Here is a 5935-nt window from a genome sequence, read left to right as displayed (position 1 = left end):
TGGTTGCGGCGCCGGTTGCTCGGTGATGAAGCTGGCGAAAATTTCGGTCGGCAATGCCTTGGTGACTTGATGTACCAGGCCGCTGCGCAAAGCGTAAAACAATCCAATGTGCAGCGCCACAATGACGATGAGCGGACCGTATTTCTTGAGTGCTTGTGACAGGAACGGCGGGAGACGCGGAACTGACGATGGAATCGATGTTGCGTTCATAACATTGCTTATGCGGCCATTGCGTTTGGATGGAACATTATAGTTTGAGTTGAGCGCACATCGGCAAGGGACTCGCGCAAGACACGTTTCGCACAGGCATGACATTTGCCGCAGCAGGTGCCGACTTCCAGCTCGTCGCGCAGCTCTGCCATCGACGTCATGCCGCTATCGACCGCCTGGCGAATTTTCCGTTCAGAAACGTTGTTGCATACACAGACAATCATCGATGCCTCTTGTTACTTTCTTCGTAGGTGAAAAACACTAAACCCCAGCTTTTTCAATTCCATGCTGCCTGCCGGCTCGATTGCCCGGCTGTACCTCAGTTGATGCGCGGCCCGGTCACCAGTCGCGTGAACAACTTGAATTTCTCCGGCTGCGGCATGGTTCGCTCCACTACCGTTGCCCACTGTTCCGACAACTGCTGGCAGGTTGCGCGCAATACCGGCGCCAGTTCGGGTAAATCAGCCAGTGCCTTCAAATGCCGCTCGATCACCGAAGCCAGCTTGATGCACGAACTGCTTTCCTGATTATTCGCGGTGTAATGCGACATCAAATGCAGCACGGCGGAAACGAGTAACTCTGGTTGCGCCGGCGCTGCGTTTGGTTCCTGCAATGCCTGATCCGTTTTTTCGATAGCCATCAAACTCTCCTTATCGGTTGGTTTGGCTTGCTGGCACAACGTGTATCGCTGTGCGTGGCTGGCTAGCGTGCGAATCGATATTTCTGTTTCTAAATTTCTGCTATTAAATTTCTGTTGCTTATGCCGTCAGAATCAGTTTGTTCAATTGCGTCAATCGCAAACGATATATGCGGCCTTCGTGTGCGATTTCCACTTCCCGCATTTGCCGAAACAAATCACGGCTGTTGATGCGCGTGACGGCTTGTTCCATAGCGTTGTTGCATGCGCTGGGAGTAGTTGTATCTTGTGTTTCGCGTGGTGCCGGGATCGTCATGATCAGCCTTTTCTCGTAAATGAGAACAATTCGTGTTTAGATTATTGGGTATTTGCGGCTGGATTGCAAGTTTTTTCGTGCGGGAAGGCCGTTTGTGGGCGAAATAAATCGCCGACCTGGTGGTGCAGGCTTGAGAAGTTGCCGGAAAATTATTTTTTACCGGCTAAATTGCTGTCCGCAGGGCAATACGACAGCAGGCGACACAGGCCATGTCGCCTAGAGAGGGTGCAGGATGAGCACGTGCGTTGTCAGCGTATTGGATGGAACGATTCTGCCTGCGCAATCGGCCAGTATTTGGCAAATACTTCAGGCAATCCGCTGGTCGCCTGCGCTTCGCTGAGCAACTGACCGGATTCGAGGTAGGGCAGCAAGGCCGAAGCAAGTTTGACTTGATTGGCCGATACGCGTCGCACCAGATGATGCGGTTTCAGTTCGGATGGATGATGCAAGCCTGCGGCGGCAATCAATTCTGCCAGTGCTTTCAAAGTATTTTGATGAAAGTTGGCTACGCGCTCGGCCTTGTCCGGCACGACCAGTGCGCGTTGACGCAAGGTATCCTGGGTGGCGATGCCGGTCGGGCAGCGATCGGTATGACAGCTCTGCGACTGAATGCAGCCGAGTGCAAACATGAAGCCGCGCGCCGAGTTGCACCAGTCTGCGCCAAGTGCGATGGTGCGGACGATATCGAATGCAGTAATGATTTTGCCGGATGCGCCTATCTTCACCTTGTCGCGCAGCTTGGCACCGACCAGTGTGTTGTGCGCGAGCAGCAGTGCTTCCTGCAAGGGTACGCCGACATGATCGGTGAATTCGACCGGTGCCGCGCCAGTGCCGCCTTCGCCGCCGTCAATGACAATGAAGTCGGGAGTGATGCCGGTGTGCAGCATCGCCTTCACGATGCCGAAAAATTCCCACGGATGGCCGATTGCCAGCTTGAACCCGGTCGGTTTTCCGCCTGACAGATTGCGTAGTTGCTCAATGAATTGCAGCAAGCCTGTCGGTGTATCGAAAGCGGAATGCGACGATGGTGAAATACAGTCCATGCCTACCGGTATGCCGCGTGCAGTAGCGATTTCAATGGATACCTTGGCGCCCGGCAGCATGCCGCCGTGGCCGGGTTTGGCACCTTGCGAGAGTTTTACCTCTATCATTTTTACTTGCGGGAGATTGGCGTTGGCGGCGAATTTTTCTGCTGAAAAACTGCCATCTTCATTGCGACAGCCAAAATAGCCGGAACCGATTTCCCACACCAGATCGCCGCCGGCATCGTTTGCATTCTCAGGTTGGTGATAGCGACTGATGCTGCCTTCACCAGTGTCGTGCATGAAGCCGCCTTTTTGTGCACCCTGGTTCAAGGCGCGGATGGCGTTGGCCGACAGGGCCCCGAAACTCATGGCCGAGATATTGAATACGCTGGCCGAATAGGGTTGCGCGCGGTCGGCACCTATCGTGATGCGGAAATCATGTGAGGCAAGCTTGGTCGGCACGATCGAGTGATTGATCCATTCGTAATCGCTTTGATAGACATCGAGTTGAGTGCCGAACGGGCGCTTGTCGATCGCTTGTTTGGCGCGTTGATAAACCAGCGAGCGCTGATTGCGTGAAAACGGATTGGGTGCCGCATCGTCCTCAAGAAAATACTGCCGTATTTCAGGGCGTATCGACTCAAACATATAACGAAAGTGCGCGAGGATAGGGTAATTGCGCAGCAAGGCACGTTTGTTCTGGAGAAGGTCGGCAAGGCCGATTGCCGTCAGTGCACCGGACAGTATGACCAGCCACCAACCGATATCAAGCCGCAATGCCACCATCAAAGACACTGCAAACACACATCCGGTCACCATCAAGGCCAGATAACGTACAGGGAAATCGCGCATTTCTTCTCCAGACCGCATCTCTGCCGAGGGGCAGAGCAATCGCGGCACAGTGTACAACGAGAGGAAATTTTTTTCTGAAGGGTAAGTTGAGACCGATTCTCCGATTGCATGCGGGATCGGAAAATCGGCGGCGGCAGACTTATATAAACAGTCTCCCGATAAAGAAGCTGGTCTTAGTCGCTGTTTATTTCATTGTCGATGCGGTAATGATGCCGCCGCCCAGGCAGACATCGCCTTGATACAGAACTGCGGATTGTCCTGGCGTGACGGCCCATTGCGGTGTGTCGAACGCGAGCGCAAAGCTCTCGGCTGTTGCGTGCTGTGTGCATGCAACATCGGCTTGCCGGTAACGTGTCTTGGCAGCTACCAGTTCCTCGCTTGGCGCACTACCGGAAACCCAGCTCATTTGACCCGCACTTAATGTGGATGACAGCAGCCAGGGATGATCGTGGCCTTGTACGATGTACAGGGTGTTGTTGGCAACATCCTTGCGCGCGACGTACCAGGGGTCGCTATTGCCATCGGTATTTTTGTGCGTCTTCATGCCGCCCAGGCCGATGCCTTTGCGCTGCCCCAGTGTGTAGAAACTCAGGCCCACGTGTTCGCCGACGATAGTGCCGTCCGGCGTTTTCATCGGGCCTGGCTGATATGACAGATAGCGATTCAGGAATTCGCGGAATGGACGTTCGCCGATGAAGCAGATGCCGGTGGAATCTTTTTTGCTCGCGTTCGGCAGTTGCAGTTGCTCGGCAATCTTGCGCACTTCCGTTTTACGGATTTCGCCCAGCGGAAATAAGGTCTTCGACAGTTGCGCCTGGTTCAGGCGGTGCAGGAAGTAGCTTTGATCCTTGCTGGCATCGACAGCTTTCAACAACTGGACCTGGCCTGCATCCGGTCCTGAGGTCACTTCGCGCACACGCGCATAGTGTCCGGTCGCAATCATGTCGGCGCCTAATAACATGGCGTGATCGAGAAAGGCCTTGAACTTGATTTCGGCATTGCACAGCACGTCAGGATTGGGTGTGCGACCGGCTTCGTACTCGCGCAGAAATTCGGCGAACACGCGATCCTTGTACTCGGCTGCGAAATTGACGGCTTCGATGTCTACGCCGACCACATCGGCGACACTGGCTGCATCGATCCAGTCCTGGCGGGTCGAGCAGTATTCGGAATCGTCGTCATCTTCCCAGTTCTTCATGAACAGGCCGATGACTTCATAACCCTGTTCTTTCAGGAGCCAGGCGGAGACTGACGAGTCGACGCCGCCCGACATGCCGATAACGACACGCTTTTTAGCCATTGCCAATGACCTCATAGACCGATGGGTCCGTCTGCAACAATGACAAGGGGGCACGCTTGCCGTCCAGATAATCGATGACGCGCTGTAATACCGATGGACTGCGGTGTTTGTCCTGGCAGGCGACCAGTTCGTCGTAGCTCATCCAGACGGCGCGCAAGATGCCGACATCCAGCGGTTGGTCGTATTTGGCACCAACTTCGCCGCAAAAGCTGAAACTTAAGTAAGTAACATCATGACCGGTGCGCGCGGAAACGTAGCGCGACATATACATGCCGACCAATGCGGTAGGCGTGAAATCGTGTGCAGTTTCTTCCAGGGTTTCGCGCACGACAGCCTGCTCCAGCGACTCGTGGGGATCCAGGTGCCCGGCAGGCTGATTAAAGCGAATTCCCTCGCTGGTTTCTTCCTCTACCAGCAGGAAGAGCCCATCACGCTCGATGATGGCAGCAACAGTAACAGATGGTTTCCAGACGTCGGACATAGTGGCTCTCGGAATAACCCGCTATTTTAGCGCGCACCAGAAAAAGTTGCCCGCAATGTTTCCCCAGCTGAAAATGTTGTAATAAAATGAGTCAGGTCAAGATTGCGCATCTTTGCCTTTGCTATGGCGGACATTTAGCTTTATGCTTATTGGTTCGCTTCCCTGCAAGTCCTAACGGAAGTCGGCGGAAAGTGTGCGTACCCTTGCTGGGCTTTGGGGTGCGTGGGTCGCCCGATTGGGATGAATTCTCCTGTAATTGAGTATAAAAATAGATCAGTTGCGAGAATGACTGGCATTCTGCTTCGGTCTCGCGGAAGCAGTGCTCCAAGGAAATACATAAATAATTGATTTGCCTTCGCCGAGTTTTGGCGTCGAGGCAATAGTTTGAATAACGGAACGGAAGAAACATGCAACGTATTATGCTCAGGGCTAAAATTCACCGCGCAAAGGTGACTCAGGCTGACCTGCACTACGAAGGTTCGTGCGGGATTGACGCAGATTTGCTGGATGCTGCCGACATCAAGATTGGCGAAAGAATTGAGTTGTACAACATCAATAACGGTGAGCGCTTTTCCACTTATGCCATCCAGGGCGTAAGAGGCAGCGGCGAAATCTCGCTGAACGGGGCAGCCGCGCGTCGCGCGCACCTCGGAGACTTGATGATCATTTGCACCTATGGGCCGATGACTGATGAAGAAATCGAGACCTACATCCCGAAAATTGTTTTCGTTGACGAAAACAATCATTTCGCCGGACTGAAGAAATAGCAATAACCAGCGGTAGCACTAAAAACTCAGGCCGCGCCATTTGGTGTCGCTTGAGCCGGGTTTTTATTCGTGTGCCGGTTCCGTTGGTTGATCAAGAATTTAAACAAACTATGAGAGATGCATTATGTCTTTAGTTATAGGAGTGCCGCGGGAGTCATTCCCCGGGGAAAAACGGGTGGCGACTGTGCCAGAAGTCGTTGAAAAGCTGATCAAACTCGGCTTTTCCGTCAGCGTAGAATCCGGCGCCGGTGACGACGCCAACTTCAGCGACGATACCTACCGCGCGGCTGGTGCACAGATCGTGCAAGGCGCTGCCAACTTGTGGTCCGCGTCCGATATCGTCTTCA

The 5935-nt window shown here is 53.7% G+C and carries 7 protein-coding genes and 2 pseudogenes; 2 read left to right on the top strand and 7 right to left on the bottom strand.

What is annotated here, in order from left to right; all coding sequences use genetic code 11:
• The 7 genes and pseudogenes from ABWP27_RS11705 to ABWP27_RS11675 form a co-directional block, all read right to left on the bottom strand.
• Positions 1–210: pseudogene (locus tag ABWP27_RS11705) on the bottom strand (energy transducer TonB); the annotation flags it as partial.
• An 8-nt stretch (positions 211–218) separates the two neighbouring features.
• Positions 219–434 (bottom strand): (2Fe-2S)-binding protein, encoded by a 216-nt coding sequence (locus ABWP27_RS11700; RefSeq protein WP_353156968.1) that lies wholly within the window; start codon positions 432–434, stop codon positions 219–221.
• A 95-nt stretch (positions 435–529) separates the two neighbouring features.
• Positions 530–850: a hypothetical protein gene (locus ABWP27_RS11695; protein ID WP_353156965.1), complete on the bottom strand. Its 321-nt coding sequence runs from the start codon at positions 848–850 to the stop codon at positions 530–532.
• Between the two features lie 118 nt (positions 851–968).
• Positions 969–1163: a hemin uptake protein HemP gene (hemP, locus tag ABWP27_RS11690; RefSeq protein ID WP_353156963.1), complete on the bottom strand. Its 195-nt coding sequence runs from the start codon at positions 1161–1163 to the stop codon at positions 969–971.
• A 248-nt stretch (positions 1164–1411) separates the two neighbouring features.
• Positions 1412–3040 (bottom strand): FMN-binding glutamate synthase family protein, encoded by a 1629-nt coding sequence (locus ABWP27_RS11685; RefSeq protein ID WP_353156961.1) that lies wholly within the window; start codon positions 3038–3040, stop codon positions 1412–1414.
• Between the two features lie 184 nt (positions 3041–3224).
• On the bottom strand, positions 3225–4340 hold the full coding sequence (gene mnmA / locus ABWP27_RS11680; protein ID WP_353156958.1) for a tRNA 2-thiouridine(34) synthase MnmA: 1116 nt from the start codon (positions 4338–4340) through the stop codon (positions 3225–3227).
• On the bottom strand, positions 4333–4821 hold the full coding sequence (locus ABWP27_RS11675; protein ID WP_353156955.1) for an NUDIX hydrolase: 489 nt from the start codon (positions 4819–4821) through the stop codon (positions 4333–4335). The genes mnmA and ABWP27_RS11675 overlap by 8 nt, the downstream gene beginning before the upstream one ends.
• 407 nt (positions 4822–5228) lie before the next feature.
• Here ABWP27_RS11675 and panD point away from each other — a divergent pair, with 407 nt between their 5' ends.
• Positions 5229–5588, top strand: a complete 360-nt coding sequence (panD, locus tag ABWP27_RS11670) for an aspartate 1-decarboxylase (protein WP_353156952.1) — start codon at positions 5229–5231, stop codon at positions 5586–5588.
• A gap of 124 nt (positions 5589–5712) precedes the next feature.
• Positions 5713–5935: pseudogene (gene pntA / locus ABWP27_RS11665) on the top strand (Re/Si-specific NAD(P)(+) transhydrogenase subunit alpha); the annotation flags it as partial.

The organism is Herminiimonas fonticola (assembly GCF_040395855.1).
GTDB lineage: Bacteria > Pseudomonadota > Gammaproteobacteria > Burkholderiales > Burkholderiaceae_D > Oxalicibacterium > Oxalicibacterium fonticola_A.
The sequence above is the reverse complement of the archived record's forward strand: the minus strand, read 5'-3'. Positions and strand labels throughout refer to the sequence as shown.

Bases quoted from the DNA above. Each gene is read 5' to 3' on its own strand.
- ABWP27_RS11700 (WP_353156968.1), bottom strand. From the start codon at position 434: ATGATTGTCTGTGTATGCAACAACGTTTCTGAACGGAAAATTCGCCAG.
- ABWP27_RS11695 (WP_353156965.1), bottom strand. From the start codon at position 850: ATGGCTATCGAAAAAACGGATCAGGCATTGCAGGAACCAAACGCAGCG.
- hemP (WP_353156963.1), bottom strand. From the start codon at position 1,163: ATGACGATCCCGGCACCACGCGAAACACAAGATACAACTACTCCCAGC.
- ABWP27_RS11685 (WP_353156961.1), bottom strand. From the start codon at position 3,040: ATGCGCGATTTCCCTGTACGTTATCTGGCCTTGATGGTGACCGGATGT.
- mnmA (WP_353156958.1), bottom strand. From the start codon at position 4,340: ATGGCTAAAAAGCGTGTCGTTATCGGCATGTCGGGCGGCGTCGACTCG.
- ABWP27_RS11675 (WP_353156955.1), bottom strand. From the start codon at position 4,821: ATGTCCGACGTCTGGAAACCATCTGTTACTGTTGCTGCCATCATCGAG.
- panD (WP_353156952.1), top strand. From the start codon at position 5,229: ATGCAACGTATTATGCTCAGGGCTAAAATTCACCGCGCAAAGGTGACT.